This window comes from Caulobacter sp. Root343 (assembly GCF_001425745.1).
Taxonomy (GTDB): Bacteria; Pseudomonadota; Alphaproteobacteria; order Caulobacterales; family Caulobacteraceae; genus Caulobacter.
Genome location: NZ_LMDF01000007.1, coordinates 858,798 through 876,616 on the forward strand (window position 1 = coordinate 858,798; position 17,819 = coordinate 876,616).

General features: G+C 68.1%; 14 protein-coding genes and 1 riboswitch. Of the genes, 8 read left to right on the forward strand and 6 right to left on the reverse strand.

Going from position 1 to position 17,819, the window contains the following annotated elements; translation table 11 throughout:
• The first annotated feature begins 5 nt into the window (after nucleotides 1-5).
• Nucleotides 6-2,339 carry a glycoside hydrolase family 127 protein gene (locus ASC70_RS16490; RefSeq protein WP_056051937.1) on the forward strand — a complete coding sequence of 778 codons (2,334 nt, stop codon included), beginning with the start codon at nucleotides 6-8 and terminating at the stop codon, nucleotides 2,337-2,339.
• A gap of 17 nt (nucleotides 2,340-2,356) precedes the next feature.
• Here the strand turns inward: ASC70_RS16490 and ASC70_RS16495 are convergent, their stop codons facing one another.
• Both ASC70_RS16495 and ASC70_RS16500 read right to left on the reverse strand, forming a co-directional pair.
• On the reverse strand, nucleotides 2,357-4,159 hold the full coding sequence (locus ASC70_RS16495) for an IlvD/Edd family dehydratase (protein WP_056051940.1): 1,803 nt from the start codon (nucleotides 4,157-4,159) through the stop codon (nucleotides 2,357-2,359).
• A gap of 230 nt (nucleotides 4,160-4,389) precedes the next feature.
• A complete protein-coding gene (locus ASC70_RS16500) occupies nucleotides 4,390-5,154 on the reverse strand; it encodes a FadR/GntR family transcriptional regulator (RefSeq protein WP_056051943.1) in 765 nt (254 codons plus the stop codon).
• Nucleotides 5,155-5,443: 289 nt separating this feature from the next.
• Between ASC70_RS16500 and araD1 the strand changes: the two genes are divergently transcribed.
• From araD1 to ASC70_RS16515, 3 genes are read left to right on the forward strand one after another with little or no spacing between them, the layout of a single operon-like run.
• Entirely contained in the window at nucleotides 5,444-6,454 is a 1,011-nt protein-coding gene (gene araD1, locus ASC70_RS16505; protein WP_056051945.1) for an AraD1 family protein, read from the forward strand.
• Nucleotides 6,451-7,377 carry a Gfo/Idh/MocA family protein gene (locus ASC70_RS16510; RefSeq protein WP_056051948.1) on the forward strand — a complete coding sequence of 309 codons (927 nt, stop codon included), beginning with the start codon at nucleotides 6,451-6,453 and terminating at the stop codon, nucleotides 7,375-7,377. The genes araD1 and ASC70_RS16510 overlap by 4 nt, the downstream gene beginning before the upstream one ends.
• 37 nt (nucleotides 7,378-7,414) lie before the next feature.
• Nucleotides 7,415-8,554 carry an aldose epimerase family protein gene (locus ASC70_RS16515; protein ID WP_056051952.1) on the forward strand — a complete coding sequence of 380 codons (1,140 nt, stop codon included), beginning with the start codon at nucleotides 7,415-7,417 and terminating at the stop codon, nucleotides 8,552-8,554.
• Between the two features lie 6 nt (nucleotides 8,555-8,560).
• On the opposite strand, the gene ASC70_RS16520 is transcribed toward ASC70_RS16515, so the two are convergent.
• Entirely contained in the window at nucleotides 8,561-9,580 is a 1,020-nt protein-coding gene (locus tag ASC70_RS16520; protein WP_056051955.1) for an alpha/beta fold hydrolase, read from the reverse strand.
• A gap of 129 nt (nucleotides 9,581-9,709) precedes the next feature.
• Between ASC70_RS16520 and ASC70_RS16525 the strand changes: the two genes are divergently transcribed.
• Both ASC70_RS16525 and ASC70_RS16530 read left to right on the forward strand, forming a co-directional pair.
• Nucleotides 9,710-10,177, forward strand: coding sequence for a MarR family winged helix-turn-helix transcriptional regulator (locus ASC70_RS16525; RefSeq protein WP_056051958.1), 468 nt, complete (start codon nucleotides 9,710-9,712; stop codon nucleotides 10,175-10,177).
• Between the two features lie 184 nt (nucleotides 10,178-10,361).
• Nucleotides 10,362-10,473: riboswitch (glycine riboswitch) on the forward strand.
• Between the two features lie 279 nt (nucleotides 10,474-10,752).
• Nucleotides 10,753-13,155 (forward strand): TonB-dependent receptor, encoded by a 2,403-nt coding sequence (locus ASC70_RS16530; protein WP_056051960.1) that lies wholly within the window; start codon nucleotides 10,753-10,755, stop codon nucleotides 13,153-13,155.
• A 45-nt stretch (nucleotides 13,156-13,200) separates the two neighbouring features.
• Here the strand turns inward: ASC70_RS16530 and ASC70_RS16535 are convergent, their stop codons facing one another.
• From ASC70_RS16535 to ASC70_RS16545, 3 genes are all read right to left on the reverse strand, one after another.
• Nucleotides 13,201-14,439: an MFS transporter gene (locus tag ASC70_RS16535; RefSeq protein ID WP_056051963.1), complete on the reverse strand. Its 1,239-nt coding sequence runs from the start codon at nucleotides 14,437-14,439 to the stop codon at nucleotides 13,201-13,203.
• A gap of 178 nt (nucleotides 14,440-14,617) precedes the next feature.
• Complete coding sequence (locus ASC70_RS16540; protein WP_056051965.1) at nucleotides 14,618-15,259, reverse strand: PQQ-binding-like beta-propeller repeat protein; 642 nt, start codon at nucleotides 15,257-15,259, stop codon at nucleotides 14,618-14,620.
• 9 nt (nucleotides 15,260-15,268) lie between these two features.
• Complete coding sequence (locus ASC70_RS16545; RefSeq protein WP_056051968.1) at nucleotides 15,269-16,489, reverse strand: hypothetical protein; 1,221 nt, start codon at nucleotides 16,487-16,489, stop codon at nucleotides 15,269-15,271.
• 126 nt (nucleotides 16,490-16,615) lie between these two features.
• Here ASC70_RS16545 and ASC70_RS16550 point away from each other — a divergent pair, with 126 nt between their 5' ends.
• Both ASC70_RS16550 and ASC70_RS25300 read left to right on the forward strand, forming a co-directional pair.
• Nucleotides 16,616-17,383: a DUF899 domain-containing protein gene (locus ASC70_RS16550; protein WP_056051973.1), complete on the forward strand. Its 768-nt coding sequence runs from the start codon at nucleotides 16,616-16,618 to the stop codon at nucleotides 17,381-17,383.
• 51 nt (nucleotides 17,384-17,434) lie between these two features.
• Complete coding sequence (locus ASC70_RS25300) at nucleotides 17,435-17,749, forward strand: hypothetical protein (protein WP_200940387.1); 315 nt, start codon at nucleotides 17,435-17,437, stop codon at nucleotides 17,747-17,749.
• The last annotated feature ends 70 nt before the right edge of the window (nucleotides 17,750-17,819 follow it).

Here is a 17,819-nt window from a genome sequence, read left to right on the forward strand (position 1 = left end):
CCGCCATGACCCGACTGTCGCGCCGAACGGCTTTGAAAACGGGGGCCGCGATCGGCGCCGCGAGCCTGGCCATGCCCGCCATCGCCTCGGAACCCGCCGGCAAGCTCACCAGCTTCCCGCTGTCGCAGGTGCGGCTGAAGCCATCGCGGTTCCTGACCGCGCAGGAGACCAACCAGCGCTACCTGCTGTCGCTGGAGCCCGACCGTCTGCTGCACAACTTCCGCGCCGGCGCGGGCCTTCAGCCCAAGGGCGAGGTCTATGGCGGCTGGGAGAAGGCGGGCATCGCCGGCCACAGCCTGGGCCATTACCTGTCAGCCGTGTCGCTGATGTGGGCCCAGACCGGCCAGCCCGAATTCAAGCGTCGCGCCGCCTACATCGTCGAGGAGCTGGCGGCCTGCCAGGCGGCGAACGGCGACGGCTACGCGGGCGGCACGACGGTCGAGCGCGGCGGCAAGACGGTCGATGGCAAGGTCGTCTACGAGGAGATCCGCGCCGGCAAGATCGACACCTCGGGCGGGCTGAATGCCGGCTGGGTGCCGATCTACACCTATCACAAGGTCCTGGCCGGGGCGCTGGACGCCCACGCCCTCTGCGACGATCCCAAGGCCCTGGCGGTCGCCATCGGCCTGGCCGACTATCTGGGCCGGATGTTCGAAGCGCTGGACACCGCCCAGGTCCAGACCGTGCTGCGCATCGAGCACGGCGGCATCGTCGAGAGCTTCGCCGAGCTTCACGCCCGCACCGGCCAGGCGCGCTGGCTGGACCTGGCCCGCCGCGTCCAGCATGAGGACATCGTCGCGCCGCTGGCCGAGGGTCGCGACGACCTGGCCGGCAAGCACGCCAACACCCAGATCCCCAAGCTGATCGGCGAAGCCCGGCTCTACGAGACCGGCGGCGACGCCCGCGCGGCCAAGGCGGCGATGTTCTTCTGGGAGACCGTCGTTGACGACCATTCCTACGTCATCGGCGGCAATTCGGAGTTCGAGCACTTCGGCCCGCCGCGAAAGCTGTCGACGCGCCTGGGCCAGCAGACCTGCGAGTGCTGCAACAGCTACAACATGCTGAAGCTGACCCGGCATCTCTACGCCTGGTCCGGCGAGGCCCGCTATTTCGACCTCTACGAACGCGCCCACCTGAACCACATCCTGTCGCAGCAGGATCCCGACACCGGGATGTTCACCTATTTCTCGCCGCTGGCCTCGGGCTATGCGCGCGGCCACTCGACGCCGACCGATTCGTTCTGGTGCTGCGTCGGGACCGGCATGGAGAACTATTCCAAGCTGGGCGACAGCATCTTCTGGCGCGACGGCGATGGCGTGCGGGTCAACCTCTATTACCCGTCGACGCTGGACTGGACCGAGAAGGGCCTGAAGCTCGAGATCGACACCGACTTCCCGTACGACGACCAGGTATCGCTGACGGTGACCAAGGCGCGGTCGGCCACGACGGTCTCGCTGCGGATCCCCGGCTGGTGCGCCAAGCCGTCGGTAAAGGTCAATGGTCGCGTCCGCGCCACCACGCCGAAGAACGGTTACGTCGCGCTCACCCTGCGCGCCGGCGACGAGGTGACGTTGACCCTGCCGATGTCGCTACGGACGGAAGCTATGCCGGATGATCCGGACCTGATCGCCTTCCTGAGCGGGCCCTTGGTCCTCGCCGCCGATCTCGGTCCGGCCGAGCAGCCTTGGGACAGCTTCGATCCGGTGGTGATCGATGCGGCGGGCGCGCCGCCGCTGGTTCCGGTCGCGGGACCGCAGCGGTTCACGCTCGCCGAGCATGGCAGGCCGCAAGGTCTGCAGTTGCGCCCCTATTTCGAGCAGCACCACAATCGCACCGCGGTCTATTTCCGCCGCCTGACGCCCGCGCGGTGGGCGAGCGTGGAGCCGGCGCTGGTCGCCGAGGCCAAGGCCCGCGCCGACATCCGCGATCGCACGGTCGACATCATCCGCTTCGGCGAACAACAGCCCGAGGTCGACCACAATCTGAAGGCCAGCGCGGGCACTCAGGACACGGGCAACCTGACGGTCCGCAGCCGGATCTTGAACAAGGGCTCGATCGCGTTCGAGATGGCGACCGCGCCAGGTCCGCTGACCTTGCAGGTCACCTATGACGGCTCGGCGCGGAACAAGGACTTCAGGGTCCTGGTCGAGGGCCAGGAAGTGGCGCACGAAACCCTAGCGGGTGAGCGCACCGCGACTCTGAACGTGAAGACCTACGCCCTTCCCCAGGCCCTGACCGACGGCCGGAGCAAGGTCACGGTGCGGTTCGAGATGGCCGCCAACCAATGGGCGGCCGTCTTCGAGGCTCGCCTGTTCAAGCAAGCCGAGGCGCGCACCTAGCGCGCCTCGCTAAGCTCTTAGTGGTTGTCGCGCGGCAGGCCCTTGGTCTGGGCGATGCGCTGATACTTCACGGCCGGCTCGAGCACCGCGCCGGTCTCCATCTGGCCGACAACGGCGCGCTGCATCTCCTGCCACGGCGTCTGGCTTTCCGGATAGGCGAAGCCGCCGGCCGCTTCGAGCGCCTTGCGCCGCTCGACGATCTCCGACGGCGAGACCAGAACGTCGACCCGCGACTTGCGCAGGTCGAACCGCACCTTGTCGCCGCTCTTCAGCAAGGCGAGGCCGCCGCCGGCCGCCGCCTCCGGCGAGGCGTTGAGGATCGACGGCGAGCCCGAGGTTCCCGACTGGCGACCGTCTCCGATGCAGGGCAGCTGGTGGATGCCCTGTTTGATCAGGTAGTTGGGCGCGCGCATGTTCACGACCTCGGCCGCGCCCGGATAACCGATCGGGCCAGCGCCGCGCATGAACAGGATCGAATTGGCGGTGATGCCGACCGACGGATCGTCGATCCGGCGGTGGTAGTCCTCCGGCCCGTCGAACACGATCGCATCGCCCTCGAAGGCTTCCGGATCGTCCGGGTTCGACAGATAGCGGTCGCGGAACTCCTTGGCGATCACGCTGGTCTTCATGATGGCCGAGTTGAACAGGTTGCCGCGCATGACCACGAAGCCGGCGCGCTCGACCAGCGGCCGCGAGAACGGACGGATGACATCCTCGTCCTCGATCGGGGTCCCGCGATACTGCTCGCCGATGGTCTGGCCGGAGACGCACTTGGCGTCCTCGCGGATCAGGCCCTGCTCGATCAGCTGACCGAACACCGCGGGCACGCCGCCGGCGCGGTAATAGTCCTCGCCCAGATATTCGCCGGCCGGCTGCAGGTTGACCAGCAACGGCACCTCCTCGCCGGTCTGCTGCCAGTCGTCGATCGACAGTTCGACGCCGACGTGGCGCGCCAGGGCGTTCAAGTGGATCGGGGCGTTGGTCGAGCCGCCGATCGCCGAGTTGACGACAATGGCGTTCAGGAACGCCTCGCGGCTCAGGATGTCCGACGGCTTGAGATCCTCGTGGACCATGTCGACGATGCGCAGGCCGGTGCGGTAGGCGTTTTCCTGACGGTCGCGATACGGCGCGGGAATCGCCGCCGAGCCGGGCAGCGACATGCCCAGGGCCTCGGTCAGCGAGTTCATGGTCGTGGCCGTGCCCATGGTGTTGCAGTAGCCGGTCGAGGGGGCCGAGCTGGCCACCAGCTTGATGAAGCCGGCATTGTCGATCTCGCCGGCCGCCAGCAGCTCGCGGGCTTTCCAGACGATGGTGCCCGAACCGGTGCGCTGACCCTTGTGCCAACCGTTCAGCATCGGGCCGACCGAAAGGGCGATGGCCGGGATGTTCACGGTCGCCGCCGCCATCAGACAGGCCGGCGTAGTCTTGTCGCAGCCGATCGTCAGCACCACGCCGTCCAGCGGGTAGCCGTAGAGCAGCTCCACGAGCCCCAGATACGAAAGATTGCGGTCCAGGCCCGCCGTCGGGCGCTTGCCGGTTTCCTGGATCGGATGGACCGGGAACTCCAGTACAATACCGCCGGCGCTGCGAATGCCTTCGCGCACCCGCTCGGCCAGCACCAGGTGATGGCGGTTGCACGGCGACAGGTCCGAGCCGGTCTGGGCGATGCCGATGATCGGGCGGCCAGACTGAAGTTCCTCCAGCGTCAGGCCGAAGTTCAAGTAGCGCTCCAGGTAGAGCGCCGTCATGTCGATATTGTCCGGATTGTCGAACCAGGCGCGCGAACGCAGGGCGCGGGGCGAAACAGGAGGAACGCTCATGACAATCCTTGAAGGCGATAGGCCTTGGCGACGACGGGAGGCGCGACCACCGACAAACGTTTAAACAAGGCGCAGAATCGCGCGCTTGTTCATTCGCGGCATCGCTTTATCGTATTTGTCTGACTATACCGCGCCGTCCGGAGCGTCAATCAGCGCCTGACGCTTTGCGCGTAGGTCCTAAACACCGATCTTCGCCTCCGACACGCCGAGCAAAGGCCTTGTCCGAGGATTTACGACTGGCGTCCCGGACGCCGCTCGATCGCCGCGCGCGTATCGTCCAGCGCCAAGTTGACCAACCGCTCCATCGCCTGGCGCGCCTGATCCGCGCGCCCGGCCGCGATAGCGTCGAAGACCTTCCAATGGTCGGGCATCGGATCGCGGGGCAGTTCGCGATCGCGCTGCTTGAAGATCGTCGTCCAGCGCACGGCCGCGCCGATGCTGCTGCTGAGCGTGCACAGCGGAGCGTTGCGGGTCGCTTCCAGGACGGTGTCGTGGAAGTCGCGGTCGGCCGCCTGTCCAGCTTCCGTGGCCAGGGTCTCGTGCTGCATGGCCACCAGAGCTGCCCGCATCCGCTCGAGCTGCGCATCGTCGCGGCGCTCGGCCGCCAGAGCCGCGGCGGCCGGCTCGACGATCATCCTTAGTTCGTAGAGCTCCTGCAGGAACGCCTCGCTCGGCTCCGATTCGAAAAACCAGGCCAGGACCTCGGGGTCCAGCAAGCTCCAACGGTGACGCGGACTGACTCGGGTTCCCGTCTTGGGCCGGCTCTCGACAAGACCCTTGGCGGCGAGAATCCGGATCGCCTCGCGATAGGCGCTGCGCGAGACATGCAATTTTTCGCTAGCGTCGATCTCGTTGTTCAGCACATCGCCGGGCTGGTGCTGTCCTGAGACGATCGCGATACCCAGGGCTCGCGCGATCGACCCATGGATACGACCGGAGAAGCCTTCCTCACGCTCGGCGTCGGCGCCAGCGCCCGCTTCCTTGGCCTTCGACACGCGTCTTTCGCTCCCTGCGACATCTACCGGCGCCCGTCTTGCGCCTCGGCGGCGACTCTAGCGAGACCAATTGTCCGAGAACAAGCGAATTCGCCCCCACGCCGATATGCGCTTCGACGACGGAGAACGACGCAAATGTACGACGAATCCGACGATCGAACCTGCCGTGATGTCGCGCGGAGGCGTTCAGGGGCGGGTCTTGACCACGCCGACCACGAAACGCCGTTTGACAGACCGGCGCGTCGCGCTATTTGTCAGACTATTATACAGCTTCAGAAGGTCGTTCGCCGTGGTGTTCCGGTTCGTGCAATTGAAGACCTCGGGCGGCGCTCGACAGCTGGCCGCGTTGGACGACTCAGGGCGGGCGCGCAAGGTCGAGGTCGCCGACACTCTCTACGACCTTGCCCAGGCGGCGCTGCGGGTGAACGCCACCCTGGCCGAGGCCGCCCAGGCCCGTCCGCTGGGCGAGGACATCGACATCGCCGCCGCCTTGGCTGAGGGCCGCGTCCTGGCCCCGATCGACCATCCCGATCCCGCGCACTTACAGATGACCGGCACGGGCCTGACCCACCTCGGCTCGGCCGAGGGCCGTGACAAGATGCACAAGGCGGCCCTCGCCCAGAAAGAAGGGGCGGGCGAACAGCTCACCGACTCCATGCGGATGTTCCTGATGGGCGTCGAAGGCGGCAAGCCCGCTCCTGGTCAGGAGGGCGTGCAGCCGGAATGGTTTTACAAGGGCGACGGCGGCCAGTTGGCCGGCCCGGGCCAGCCCCTCACCTCCCCCGCCTTCGCCAAGGACGGCGGCGAAGAACCCGAGATCGCCGGCGTCTATCTGATCGGTCCCGACGGGACGCCGCATCGCCTGGGCTTCTGCCTGGCCAACGAGTTCTCGGACCACGTGATCGAGCGCGGCAACTATCTGTGGCTGGCCCACTCCAAGCTGCGTCAGGCGGCGCTAGGCCCCGAGCTGCTGACCGGCGACCTTCCGGCCGATGTGCGCGGCGCCAGCCGCATCATCCGCGACGGCGCGACCGTCTGGGAAAAGCCGTTCCTGTCGGGCGAAGCGAACATGTCCCACACGATCGCCAATCTCGAGCATCACCACTTCAAGTACGACATCTTCCGCCGGCCCGGCGACGTGCACGTCCACTTCTTCGGCACCGCCACCCTGTCGTTCTCGGAGGGCTTCCAGACGCAGGTCGGCGACGTGTTCGAGATCGAAGCCGCGCCGTTCCGTCACCCGGTCCGCAACCCCCTGGCCCAGGCTGCCGAGCGTCCGGTCACGGTGAAATCGCTGTGACGCCGATTCGTCTCGCGCTGGTTGGCCTGGGCAAGATCGCTCGCGACCAGCACCTGCCGTCCATCGCTGCCGATCCACGTTTCGAGCTGGTCGCCATCGTCAGCCGCAACGCGGAGTTGGACGGTGTCGCCCACTTCACCGCCCTGGCCGACCTGCTGGCCAGCGACGTCGCGATCGACGCGGTCGCCCTGTGCACCCCGCCCCAACCGCGTCACGCCCTGGCGCACCTGGCGCTGGCGGCCGGCAAGCACGTGATGCTGGAAAAGCCCCCCGGCGCCACGCTCAGCGAGGTCGAGGACCTGCGCCTCGCCGCCGCCGCCCACGGCCTGACCCTGCAAACCACCTGGCACTCGCGCTACGCCGCCGGCGTCGAGCCTGCCCGCGCCTGGCTGGCCGAGCGCGCCGTCAAGGCCGTGCGGATCTTCTGGAAGGAAGATGTCCGCGTCTGGCATCCGGGTCAGGACTGGATCTGGGAGGCCGGCGGCCTGGGCGTCTTCGACCCCGCCATCAACGCCCTGTCGATCGTCACCCGGATCCTGCCACGCCCCTTCTTCCTGTCGCACGGCGTGCTGCACGTGCCGGAGAACCGCCAGTCGCCGATCCAGGCCGAGCTCGAATTTCGCGACGCGGCCAACGCGCCGATCCGCGCCGAGCTGGACTTCCTGCAAACCGGCCCGCAAAGCTGGGACATCGAAGTCGACACCGACGACGGCGCCCTGAAGCTGACCAATGGCGGGGCTAAGCTGTGGATCGACGGCCAGTTGATCCATGAAGGGCCTGACCGTGAATATCCTGGGCTCTACGACGCCTTCGCCAAGCTGATCGCCGACGGCGCCAGCGACGTCGACGTCAGTCCGCTACGGCACGTGGCCGACGCCTTCCTGCTCAGCGAGCGGGTCGCCGCGCCGGCCTTCGTCGAATAGACGCCGACAAGAAAAGAACGACAGAGGGAGAAACACCATGAAGCTGAAAACCGTCGCCCTTAGCAGCGCGCTCGCTCTCGTCGCCATCTCGTCGGCGAATGCCGCCGAGCTGTCGCGCAAGCCGTTCGGCAAGACGCCGTCCGGCGAGGCGGTCGAGGCGCTCACCTTGACCAACAGCCATGGCGTCAGCGCCACGGTGATCACCTACGGCGCCACGCTGCAGTCGCTGATCGGGCCGGATCGCGCCGGCAAGAAGGCCGACATCGCGCTCGGCTTCGCCGACGCCGCCGCCTACGCCAAGAACGCCAGCTATTTCGGCGCCTCGGTCGGCCGCTTCGCCAACCGGATCGGCAAGGGCCGCTTCGCTCTCGACGGCAAGACCTACCAGCTGGCGCTGAACAACAATGGGGTCGCCGCCCTGCATGGCGGCGTGAAGGGCTTCGACAAGGTCATCTGGAAGGTGCTGTCGGCCAAGTCCGGTCCGACCGCCTCGGTGACCTTCGGCTATGTCAGCCCCGACGGCGAGGAAGGCTATCCCGGAACCGTGACCGCCACGGCCACCTACGCCCTGGACGAGCAGAACAACCTGACGATCACCTACGGCGCGACGACCGACAAGCCGACTATCGTCAACATGACCAACCACGCGCTGTTCAATGTCGCCGGCGAAGGTTCGGCCGAAGGCGCGATGGGCAACGTTCTGACCATTCCCGCCGACGGCTATACGCCGGTGGACAGCGAGCTGATCCCGACCGGGACCATCACCCCGGTGACCGGCACGCCCTTCGACTTCCGCACGCCCAAGGCCGTCGCGGCGCGGGTCCGCGACGCCCGCGATCCGCAGATGGTCATCGGCCGCGGCTACGACCACAATTACGTGCTGAACGGCAAGGCCGGCGGCGCGCCGCGGCTGGCCGCGCGCCTGGCCGACCCGAAGAGCGGCCGTGTTCTGGAGATCCTCAGCGACCAGCCGGGCATCCAGTTCTATTCCGGCAACTTCATCGACGGGACCATGGTCGGCAAGAGCGGCAAGATCTATCGCCAGGGCGACGGCATCGCGCTGGAGCCGCAGCACTTCCCCGACGCGCCGAACAAGCCGCAGTTCGCGCCAGTGCGCCTGGATCCGGGCCAGACCTATCGCAATGTCATGGTCTTCAGACTGACCGTCGCGAAATAGCCTCGCCTACAGCTTGGTCACGTCGAGAAGCGCCCGGGCGAAAGCCTTGGGCGCTTCTTGCGGCAGGTTGTGGCCGATCCCGCCAGTGATCGTACGGTGCGCATAGCGGCCGACGAACTTCTTGGCGTAGGCGGCCGGATCAGGATGCGGCGCGCCGTTGGCGTCGCCCTCGAGCGTGATGGTCGGGACGGTGATGACCGGCGCCGTCGCCAGCCTCCGCTCCAAGACGTCGTAGCGGGCCTCGCCCTGGGCCAAACCGAGCCGCCAGCGGTAGTTGTGGATCGTGATCGCCACGTGGTCGGGGTTCTGTAGTGACGCCGCCGAGCGCGCGAAGGTCGTGTCGTCGAAGGCCCACTTCGGGGAGGCCAACTTCCAGATCAGCTTGGCGAAGGCTTCGCGGTTCTGCGCGTAACCCAGCTGGCCGCGCTCGGTGGCGAAATAGAACTGGTACCACCAGGACAGCTCCGCCTCGGGCGATAAGGGCTTGGCGCCCGCGGCCTGGCTGCCGATCAGGTAGCCGCTGACGGCGACCAGCGCCCTCACCCGCTCGGGCCATAGCGCCGCGACGATATCGGCCGAGCGCGCGCCCCAGTCGAAGCCACCTAGGATCGCCGTCTTGATCCCCAGCGCGTCCATCAGCGCGACGACATCGCTGGCCAGCGCCGCCGGCTGGCCGTTTCGCATCGTGCCGTCCGACAGGAACCGCGTCTCGCCATAGCCGCGCAGATGCGGCGCGATCACCCGATGGCCGGCCGAGGCCAGGATCGGCATGACCTCCGCGAAGCTGTGGATGTCGTAGGGCCACCCGTGCAGCAGGATCATCACCGGACCGTCGGCCGGGCCAGCCTCGGCGTAGGCGATGTTGAGGTCGCTGGCGTCAACCCGCTTCAGCGCGCCGAAGCCGGCCACGGCGGGCTTGGCGCGCGCCACGCCGGCGAACCCCGTCGCGGCGGACAAGGCCACCGCGGCGGCCAAAAGGCCGCGACGCGAGAAATGGGCTTCGGCTTGAGACGGAATTGGCGACATTGCGGGCCTCATTAATAACGGAACCGATTAGATCGGTAGCGATATATAATCGTGCTCATTCCGCGTCAACTCTTTCCGATTTAATCGGATCCGCTATATATAGAACCAACCAAACTGACCGAGGCTGCCATGAAATCCGACGCTCCCAAGAAGACCGGCGACGTCAAGCTCGCCGACTTCATGTGCTTCGCGATCTATTCGGCGAACCTCGCCTATGGCCGCGCCTATCGCCCGATCCTCGAGGAACTGGGCGTCACCTACACCCAGTGGATCATCATCGTGGCGCTGTGGGAGCAGGACAATCAGACGGTGGGCGGCCTGGGCGAGAAGCTCTTCCTGGAGTCCAATACTCTGACGCCGATCCTGAAGAAGCTGGAAGAACTGGGCTTCCTCAACCGCCGACGGGATCCCGCCGACGAGCGCCAGGTCCTGGTCAATCTGACCGACGCCGGCCGCGCGTTGCGCAACAAGGGCGTGCAGAAGAACCTGGTGGCCGCCTCGGGCCTGACGCCGGAGGAGTTCCAGACCGTCCAAAAGATGGTCGCCCGCCTGCGCGACAACCTGATCGAGCATGCCAAGGACACCAGCGGCGCTTGATGCGGCGCCCGGCGCCGCGATCGCTAGCATCCGGCCGCCATTGCGACATGCTCAGGTCAATCCGCTTGATCCAGGACAGGGCCGACCGTCTGCTGGTCTTCGCTCTCGCGGGAGAGATCGGGCCCAGGCCCGGCGCTGAAGGCGAAACCGCCCCGGAAACGCTCAAGCAGAAGGACCGCGCGAGCTTCTGAACGCTGGAAAGCAGGGCCCGAAACGCCCTCGCCGAAGGAGCAAGGCGCCCCTCGCGATTGCCTGGGCCGCTGAATCTCTCAGGCGCCAAGGACAGCGGGGGTGCGAAGGCGGGCCATCCTGGCGCGCCCTGCCCCTGTGTGCGCCATGCGAAACTGACCCAGCCTCTGCCCCCAGAAAAGACCTGCACAACCGCGAACGCGATCGTCGTCCTGACTTTCGCGGAACACACATTGCCAATACTGATCAGATATATTGCCAATGATCATAAATTGAACATGCGTGCGCGCCGATTTGACTTTGTCATTATATCGACACCATCAGAGAAATTCTGAATTTACCTACGCCCACGCCACAGCAACGCTGACCTCAGTCAAAAAAGAGATCTGGGGATAGTCATGACCTTCGGCCCATATTCGCGCGGCTCGCATCGCTTGCGAGCGCTTCTGCTCACGGCTTCGATCCTGGGCGCCGCGACGCCCGTCTTGGCGCAGGAGGCCGATAAGGCCGCCGAGGTCGAGACCCTGGTCGTGACCGGTAAGCGCCTGTCCGAGGCCAGCGTGGCGATCGGCACCGATCACGCCACCGCAACCGTCTCGATCACCCGCGAGGCCCTGCTCTCGGCCCCGGCCGGGATCACCGGCCTGAAGATGCTGGAGTCCCTCCCCGGCTTCAACGTCCAGGCCAACGACGCCCTGGGTATGTACGAGTTCGGCAACTCGGTCTCGGTGCGCGCCTTCAACTTCCAGCAAATCGGCTTCCTGCTCGACAACATCCCGATGGGCCGCAGCGACCAGTTCGGCGGCAGCCCGATCTATCGCTATGTCGACAACGAGAACCTGCTGCGCGTCACCGCCTCGGCCGGGGCCGGCGACGTGGCCCTGCCCAGCTATGCCTCGCTGGGTCCGATCGTCGACTACTTCACCCAGGCGCCGGCCAAGGACGCCGGCGGCGCGATCAGCCAGACCTTCGGCAGCGACGACCTGCGCCGCACCTTCCTGCGACTTGAGATGGGCGAGCACGGCGGCCTGTCGGGCTATGTCAGCGGTTCGTGGATCAAGGGCGACCTGTGGCGCGGTCCGGGCGACATCGATCGTCAGCACTACGAGGGCAAGCTGAGATACGCCCTGCCCAACGGTGGCGACATCAGCTTCCAGACCGTCCACAACGACTACTTCGACTACGACAGCCCATCGATCACCCTGGCCCAGTACAACGGGACGGCTGGCGACGTGTTCGGGCGCAAGGGTCGCTCCTTCGCCTACCTCGGCTCGGTCCCATTGTCGGTCCCGTTCGGCACTGCGCTGTCGGTCCCGACGGCCAGCCTGCCCGAGACCACGGCGGGGGTTCCCTACTCCAACGCCAACTACGCCCAGTACTACAAGTTCGCGGTCAACAGCCGGCAGGACCACCTCTATGGCCTGACCCTGAACACGCCGATCACCGACAATTTCGACCTGACCACCACGGCCTATTACGAGGACAAGGGCGGCTACGGCGTCTCGCCCGAGGCCTATGCCACCTCGCTGGCCAACTACAACGCCGAGCGTCTGATCGTGGCGGGCCTGACTGCGCCGCGCGGCATCCAGTACGGCCTGTCGGGCGTCGACGGCATCCGCAAGGGCGTCACGGCCAAGGTCGCCTGGCATCTGGGCTTCAACAAGATCGAGGCCGGCCTCTGGCTCGAAAACGACGATTATCACCGCACCCAGGCCCGCTACAACGTCGCGGGCGGCAATCCCGATGGCGCGCCGAACTTCAACGAGCCCGTCCACCTGCAGCGGAACTACAAGTCGCTGCGCGAGACCCAGCAATTCTTCGTCAAGGACACCCTGACCCTGCTGGAAGCCAAGCTGAAGGTCGAGCTGGGCTTCAAGTCCACCGACATCGACTACAAGATCGCCGGCTATCGCAATCCGAACGACTATATCAACAGCCGCCACCCGATCCTGAAGGCCAACTGGAAAGACAGCTTCCTGCCGCAGGTCGGCGCGGTCTACAGCTTGACCGGCCGCGACCAGGTGTTCGCCTCGTATTCCGAGAACATGGCCCTGCCGCGCGGCGCCGATGACATCTTCTCGGCGGCCAGCCCGACGGTGACAGCCCCGGCGCCCGAGACCTCGACCAATTGGGAGCTCGGCTACCGGGCCAACCACCCCACGTTCAACGCCTCGATCGTCGCCTATCAGACCGAGTTCAAGAACCGGCTGCAGGCCTTCGCGGCCCTGGTGCCCGGCGGCGGCGGCGTCACCGAGAGCTTCTACCAGAACGTCGGGGCGGTGAAGGCCAAGGGCGTCGAGTTCAGCGGCCAGTGGAAGCCGGAGCTGCTGGCCGGCAAGGCCTATTTCAACGCCAACGTCTCGTACAACAGCGCCAAGTTCCAGGACGACGTGCTGAACTATCGAGCCAGCACTACGGCCGCGCCGGCCACCCTGGCGCTCGCCGGCAAGAAGGTGCCCGACTTCCCCGCTTGGGTGGTCCAGGGCGGCGTCACCGTCGAGCCGTTCGACGGCCTGCTGATGAACGTCTCGGCCCGCCACCTGGACAGCCGCTTCACCAACTTCGTCAACAACGAGAAGGTCGGCGGCTACACCATCGTCAACGCCTATATCGACATCGGCGACGGCTTCTCGGCTGGCCCGCTGCGCCAGGTCAAGGCGCGGGTGAATATCGATAATATCTTCGACAAGGACTATCTGGGCACGATCAGCACCACGGTGAACACGGCGGCCAGCTTCCGTCCGGCGCCGCCGCGGACCGTGCAGTTCACGATCTCGGCCGACTTCTAGGCCGAGCGATCGGGCCGGCCCGCATGGGTCGGCCCGATCATGCCTCTAGGGACAGGCCTCGCAAGCGGCCGCGGGGACCGGCGCACGCGCCGCGCGGCGGCGCAGGCTGAGCACCAGGCCGACAGCGGCCAAGGCCGAGACCGCCGCATAGGCCGGCGCGCTCAGCGGGCCGAACTGGTCGACCAGCAGGCCGCCGAACACCGCGCCCGCCGCGATCGCGACCTGGAAGGTCGAGGTCAGCAGGCCGCCGGCCAGCTCGGCCTGATCCGGCGCGGCCGAGGTCGCCCAGGACTGGAAGCCCACCGGCAGCATGGCGAAGGCGAAGCCCCACAATGCCAGGGCGGCGGCGGTGACCAGGCCGACCTGACCCAGCGCGACGATCGCCAGCGCGGCCGTGGCGACCAGGGCCGAGCCGGCCAGCACCGACAGGCGCGGATCACGTCCCACCAGGGCCGCGCCCACGAGATTGCCGAAGAAGCCGGTGACGCCGAACGCCAGCAGGCTCAGCGAGATGGCCCGCACGTCCAAGTGGGCCACCTGCTCCAGCACTGGCCGCACATAGGTGAAGCCGGCGAAGTGGCCGGAGATCACCAGCAGCACGCCGAGCAAGGCCGTCGCCACGGCCGGACGCCGCCCGACCTCGATCAGGCCGGACAGGCGCGGCGTCGAGGTCGGCGCCAGGCGCGGCAGGGTGGCCAACTGCGCCAGGAGAGCGACGCCGCCGACTCCGCCGGCGATCACGAACGCCGTCCGCCAGCCCAGGGTGTCGCTGACATAGGCCCCGATCGGCGCGGCCGAGACGGTGGCCACCGAAACGCCGGTGAAGATCAGCGACATGGCGCGTGGCATCCCGGCCGGCGGCACCAGGCGCATGGCGAGCGCCGCCGCCATCGACCAGAAGCCGCCCAGGCTGGCGCCGAGCAGGACGCGCGCGACCAGCAGCGTCGGCAGGTTGGCGGCGAAGACGGTCAGCAGGTTGGAGACGCACAGCAGCGCCATCAGGCCCCACATGACCCAGCGGCGGTCGAAGCGGCCGGTCAGCACCGGCGTCAGCGGCGCGGCGAAGGCGCCGACCACGGCGGTGGCGGTCACGGCCTGGCCGGCGGCGCCGACGCTGATCCCCAGGTCGCGAGCCAAGGGCGTCAGCACGCTGGCGGGCAGGAACTCGGAGGTGACGAGCGCGAACACGCCCAAGGTCAGGGCCCCGACGGCGGCCCATGCTGCGGGGCGCTCGGCGTCGGCGGACGCGCCGTCCTCGACGCGCTCGACTGGAATAGACGACATGAAAACCCTCCGGACACTAAAAACCGGGGAGACCGATCCGGGATCAGCCCAAGCTCCCGTCGCGGACGCGGGGTCTCCCGCGCTTCACTTAGGGTCGAGGACGTCGCCGCGCCCGTCAGCCGTCGCTCAGATTTTCAAAACGCCGCTCCAGAACTTTTCGATGAGCATCGAAGCATGGCTACGATTCCGCGCCCGCGCGGCGAACGACCCGGACCTTGCCGCTCGGCCCGCCGCCGCAGAAGAAGCGGCCGTCGCCGTCGGCCTCCAAGCCCGAGACGAAGACCCCCGTCGGCAAGTCCAGCCGTTCCAGCACCTCGCCGGTCTCGGGATCCAGGCGTCGTAGGTCGCAATCCTCGCCGTCGTGGGCGCCGTGCCAAAGTTGCCCGTCCGTCCAGGTGACGCCGGTCACGAACCGGTTCGACTGGACCGTGCTGAGGATGGCCCCCGTCTCCGGATCGATCTGGTAGATCTTCTGGTCGCGGTACTGGCCCACCCACAGCGAGCCCTCGGCCCAGGCCAGCCCGGAATCGCCGCCGCCGCCCGGCGCCGGGATCGAGGCGAGCACTTCGCCGGTCTCGGTGTCGATCTTGACGATGCGATCCTCGGTCAGCTGGAAGAGGCGCCGGCCATCGAAGGCCGAGCCCGCGTGGGCGGCGATCTCGATCTCGTGCACGATGGTTCCGGTCTCGGGGTCGAGCGCGCTCACCCTGCCGCCAGACGCGAACCAGACATGCCGGCCGTCGAAGGTGACGCCATGGATCTTGTCGAGCCCCGGAAAGGGCCCGTATTCGCGAACGATTTCAGCGGAGGATTTGATCATGCCGGCACCTTAAGGCTCCGCCAGGGTCGCGGGGAGTAACAAGGGTGTCGTCATTCGCAGCGGCGGCGGGATCATCCAGCGCCGCGCCCGCCCCTCGCCGACCGCCTGGACCTTTCCGGCCGCGGCCAGGGCGTCGAGCGCCCGTTGCACGGTGCGCTGGCTGGCGTCGAGGGCGATCGCCAGGGCCGAGCTGGACCAGGCCTCGCCGTCGGACAGGAAGGCCAGCACCGTCGCATGGCGCTCATCGACCGGCCGGGCCATCACGACGACCTTCGATGTACCGACAGGCGACAGGGCGAAGCCCCGCGGGGTCGCGGTCACCTCGGCCAGTCCGCGCAGCATCGCCCGCAGCCGGCCGATCTCGACCCGCAGCCGGGCGCGGTGGCTCTCGTCGATCCGCCGCGCGCCGAACGCCCGCGCCGCGAGGGTTTCGCGGGAGACGTCGCCGGGCCAGGCCTCGCCGAGCGCCCGCGCCAGGGCGAACAGCACCGGCCGCCGCGCCAGCGACACCGCCGCTTCCCGCATCCGCACGCCGTGCCGGCAGGCGTCGATGATCAAGGCGTCGGACGCTTGCAGCGCCTCGATGTCGGCCAGGCGCAGCACTCGGTCCTCGCCGTTCCCGACCAGGCGCGCCGCCGGCGCGTCCAGCACCTGGCGGGCGGCCTCGACCTCGGCGGCCAGGGCCGGAATGCCGGCCTGGCGCGCGGCGACTTCGGCCTGATCCAGGGCCGCGCGCGCCGCTCCGGCCCGCAGCCGCCGCATCGCCACGCTGGCGACCACCAGCGCGTGGGCCGTGCGCAGGGCCGGCGGCAGCGAGGCCGGGTCCAGCGCCGACATGCCTTGCTCGGCCTCGTCGAACCGCCCGATCAGGACCAGGCGGCGGATCTCGAGATAGCGCGCGTGCGCCGCATTGGCCCGGTCGCCGTGCGCCTCAAGGACGCTTCGGGCGGCGTCCAGCGCCTTGGTCGGCCATGTCAGGTCGCGGGAGGCCAGGGCGATCTCGGCCTCGGCCACCACGCAGCGGGCGCGGGCCATGGCCTCGCGCGGACCGAAGGCGCGGCCGGCGGCGCGCAACAGGGCCTTGGCCCGCGCGAAGTCGCCCAGCTGGGCCATGGCGACGCCCCGCAGCGCCAGGGCCGGGGCGTCGTCGCGCAGGGCGATCCGGTTCAAGGCGCCAAGCGGATCGCCCGCCGCCAGGGCCCAGGCCGCGGCGGTGATCAGCGAGTCCATCGAAATCCCGTCACACTTGTCACTCCCACCCCTTCGCCGACCGGCGCCAAACCTTCATCGCCGTCAAGGACGGCGCGCGGGCGGCGACGCCGCCCGTGGACTCCAGCGCCAGGGATCGCAAAGCCCATGACCCAATCGTCCGTCGCTCAAGAGAGCGCCCCGGCCATAGATAGGCCCCCGATCGTCGCCCGCGAGGCCTGGGAAGCCGCCCGCGACGCGATGCTGGCCGACGAAAAGGCCCATACCCGCGCCGGCGACGCCCTGGCCGCCAAGCGCCGCCGCATGCCGTGGATGGCGGTCGACAAGGCCTATGCCTTCGACGGCCCGAACGGCAAGGTCAGCCTGCTGGACCTGTTCGAGGGCCGGCGGCAGTTGATCGTCTATCGCGCCTTCTTCGAACCCGGGGTCCACGGATGGCCCGACCATGCCTGCCGGGGCTGCTCGCTGGGCGCCGACCAGGTCTCCAACCTCGCCCACCTGAACGCCCGCGATACGACCCTGGCCTATGTCTCGCGCGCGCCGTCCGACGACATCGCCCGCCTGAAGGCGCGGATGGGCTGGACCATGCCCTGGTACAGCCTGACCGACGCCTTCGACGCCGATTTCGGGGTCGACCAGTGGCACGGCCACAACGTCTTCATCCGCGACGGCGAGCGCATCTATCGGACCTATTTCATCAATGTCCGCGGCGACGAGGCGATGGGCACGGTGTGGAGCTATCTCGACGCCACACCGCTGGGCCGCCAGGAAGCGTGGGAAGACTCGCCGAAGGGCTATCCGCAGACCCCGCCCTATCAGTGGTGGAACTGGCACGACGCCTATGTGGCGGGCGCCGCGCCGGACCAGCGCTGGGTCGAGGTCTCGGACGCCGGCCAGCAGGCCTGGAAGGATTGACGGGACACGGGCGCGGCGATCGGCCGTCCGCGCCCCTTTCGGGATGATCGCATGAGCAAGACCCTCTCCAGCTGGCTGAGCTTGGCGGCCGCGCCGACCTTCGCGATCCTGGCCCTGTGGACCCTCGTCTTCGGCGATCGCGACGCGGCGATGATCTGCTCGGGCGGCCGGGGCGGACCGATCAGCGGCATGGCCGTGATGTACCTGCTGATGGCCGCCTTCCACCTGCCCTGCTGGCTCGGGCGGCCTACTGGCCCCCTCCGCGCCTGCGGCGCTCCTCCCCCGGAGGGGGAAGAAGGCGTCGCGCCAACCTTCCGCCCCCTCCGGGGGCGGACGGCCGCGAAGCGGCCAGGTGGGGGCAAGTGACATCGGCTTCACGCGGCTTGCCGCTGAAGTTTAGGTGGGGAGGCGACGGAGCGGCCGGGCGAACCCGGAG

Coding starts and splice junctions, on each gene's coding strand:
- ASC70_RS16490 (WP_056051937.1), top strand. CDS start 6: ATGACCCGACTGTCGCGCCGAACGGCTTTGAAAACGGGGGCCGCGATC.
- ASC70_RS16495 (WP_056051940.1), bottom strand. CDS start 4,159: ATGAGCGTTCCTCCTGTTTCGCCCCGCGCCCTGCGTTCGCGCGCCTGG.
- ASC70_RS16515 (WP_056051952.1), top strand. CDS start 7,415: ATGAAGCTGAAAACCGTCGCCCTTAGCAGCGCGCTCGCTCTCGTCGCC.
- ASC70_RS16520 (WP_056051955.1), bottom strand. CDS start 9,580: ATGTCGCCAATTCCGTCTCAAGCCGAAGCCCATTTCTCGCGTCGCGGC.
- ASC70_RS16525 (WP_056051958.1), top strand. CDS start 9,710: ATGAAATCCGACGCTCCCAAGAAGACCGGCGACGTCAAGCTCGCCGAC.
- ASC70_RS16535 (WP_056051963.1), bottom strand. CDS start 14,439: ATGTCGTCTATTCCAGTCGAGCGCGTCGAGGACGGCGCGTCCGCCGAC.
- ASC70_RS16540 (WP_056051965.1), bottom strand. CDS start 15,259: ATGATCAAATCCTCCGCTGAAATCGTTCGCGAATACGGGCCCTTTCCG.
- ASC70_RS16545 (WP_056051968.1), bottom strand. CDS start 16,489: ATGGACTCGCTGATCACCGCCGCGGCCTGGGCCCTGGCGGCGGGCGAT.
- ASC70_RS16550 (WP_056051973.1), top strand. CDS start 16,616: ATGACCCAATCGTCCGTCGCTCAAGAGAGCGCCCCGGCCATAGATAGG.
- ASC70_RS25300 (WP_200940387.1), top strand. CDS start 17,435: ATGAGCAAGACCCTCTCCAGCTGGCTGAGCTTGGCGGCCGCGCCGACC.